Consider the following 2,221-nt stretch of genomic DNA (forward strand, 5'->3'; position numbering starts at 1 on the left):
AATAGACTGCCCTACTGCGGTGGCAGCAAATTGGTCTAAAAATTCCGTTTTGTTCGGCAAATAGCCCCGCTATTCACCTCACAAAACGAAATTTTTATCCTCAATTTTCTGCCATCCTCGCTACGGGCGCAATTCTCGGACAGCCTCCAAGCGCAGGGGAGTATATTTCCACCGGCCAAATAATTATCAATAAAGCACAATGTTTCCAGATTGCAAACAAAGAGCTGATCAAAACCACAACACAGAATCTGCCATGACTCAAATCAGAAACTCTCTTATGATTTGAGGAAAAATGAAAAAAGGAGGTCCTCTACGTTGCTGACGCTTTTCGTCAAGTCCCCATATATCCGGGGACAAGGCTAAATCAGGAACAGTTATAATCCCAACTCCCAGTCATAATCAATGATGACTGGTGCATGGGATGAGAATACCTGCCCCTTATAAATACCACCATTGAGCACACGATGACGCATGCCCGGAGTGATAATCTGGTAATCGATACGCATGCCAATATTATCATGGCGCAGGTACTCATCTTTCCACCAGCTGTATTTGCCCGATTCCCGGTCAATCTCACGGTAGGCATCAAAGAAGCCCATTTCGCCGAGCAAACCTTCCATCCAGCCACGCTCGGCCTGATTAAAGCCAGAGACCTCCCGGGCATCACGCCAGTTAGCTACATCAATCTTGCGATGCGCAATGTTCCAGGTACCGCACATAATAAATTCACGGCGCTTACGACGTTGTTTGCTCAAGTGGTGCGAGTAGGCATCCAGGAAACGGTACTTGAAGTTCAGGTTGTCTTCATTATCACCTTCCGGCACATACACAGTGGCAAGACTGATCTTGTCAAAGTCTGCCTGAAGGTAGCGGCCGGTTTCATCCACTTCAGGAATTCCCAGACCACAGATAATGGCCTTGGGAGCATGACGGGTATAGATGGCTACACCACCTCGCCCAGTCCTGTTATAACCACTGAACGCATAACCAAAGTAGCCATCAAGAACATACTGTTCCTCAATCACCCGCTCGTCTTCACGAGTATCCTGCAGACAGACAAGGTCAGCATCCTGCTCCAAAAGCCAGTCAAACAGGCCTTTTTCCCGAGCATTCTTAATGCCTTCGCAATTTAAACTGATCACTCTCATCGAATACACCTTACCAGGCCGTTTATACGCTCTGGCATCAAGCTTGTTACCTCGGCAAGACAGTAACCGGAAAAACAGAAACTGAAGACCTGCAAAACCAAAGGAGCAAATCTCAGCCTGAGAAGCAGTTGCCTTGGTCAGGATGAATGATGGCTAAAGTCTGAGCTTTTCAAGGATACAGTGACTCAACCGGGATTAACCCTGCATCAACTGTACGACAGAGTTTGTAAGAGCCTTCACCTCTATTATAAGGCATGATTAACATTCTTATGGTACGGTTGATCGCAGAAATTTCTGGATTATATCGAACAGGACCCTCCCGATGCATCAGTACCAAAAAGAATTTCTGGATTTTGCCATTGAGCAGCAAGTGCTCCGTTTTGGTGAATTCACGTTGAAGTCCGGAAGAACATCCCCCTACTTCTTTAATGCCGGGTTATTCCACAGTGGCGAAGCCATCAGCAAGCTCGGCCAGTTTTATGCGGCGGCCATGGTCAATGCCGGGCTTGAGTTCGACCTGCTGTTTGGACCTGCCTACAAAGGCATTCCCCTGGCCACTGCGACAACCGTCGCATTGTTCGAAAAGCATAACCGGAGTGTGCCATGGTGCTTCAACCGCAAGGAGGCCAAAGATCATGGTGAAGGAGGGAATATGGTCGGTGCGCCGCTGACAGGGCGGGTGGTGATTGTTGATGATGTGATTACGGCAGGCACAGCGATACGCGAAGTGATGACCATTATCGGGCAAACCGACGCAACACCTGCCGCCGTTGTGGTCGCCATGGACCGTCAGGAAAAAGGGCAGGGGGGATCATCCACGCTAAAAGAACTCTCTGCCATCCAGGAAGTGGAGCGTGATTTCAATATTCCGGTTTTGAGTATCGTTTCTCTGGCCAACTTGCTTGAATATAGCGAAAATCATCCACAAATCCGACGATACGCGCCGGAAATTAAAGCCTATAGAGAGGCATATGGAGTATAAGGCTCATTGGCACTGACTTAAGCTTAAAAGCCCCGCAAACATGGGGATTGATACAGGTTGAGAGATTTGAATTGGAACCACAAAGCACACA

The 2,221-nt window shown here is 48.1% G+C and carries 2 protein-coding genes; one reads left to right on the forward strand and one right to left on the reverse strand.

The features are described from left to right. Positions 1-374 precede the first annotated feature (374 nt). Entirely contained in the window at positions 375-1,148 is a 774-nt protein-coding gene (locus tag KDK14_RS13835; RefSeq protein ID WP_257265759.1) for an exodeoxyribonuclease III, read from the reverse strand. A gap of 322 nt (positions 1,149-1,470) precedes the next feature. Here KDK14_RS13835 and pyrE point away from each other — a divergent pair, with 322 nt between their 5' ends. After that, positions 1,471-2,130, forward strand: a complete 660-nt coding sequence (gene pyrE, locus KDK14_RS13840) for an orotate phosphoribosyltransferase (RefSeq protein ID WP_257265761.1) — start codon at positions 1,471-1,473, stop codon at positions 2,128-2,130. Positions 2,131-2,221 lie beyond the last annotated feature (91 nt).

The sequence above is a fragment of the Endozoicomonas sp. ONNA2 genome, assembly GCF_024606365.1.
In the GTDB taxonomy this organism is placed as follows: Bacteria; Pseudomonadota; Gammaproteobacteria; order Pseudomonadales; family Endozoicomonadaceae; genus Endozoicomonas.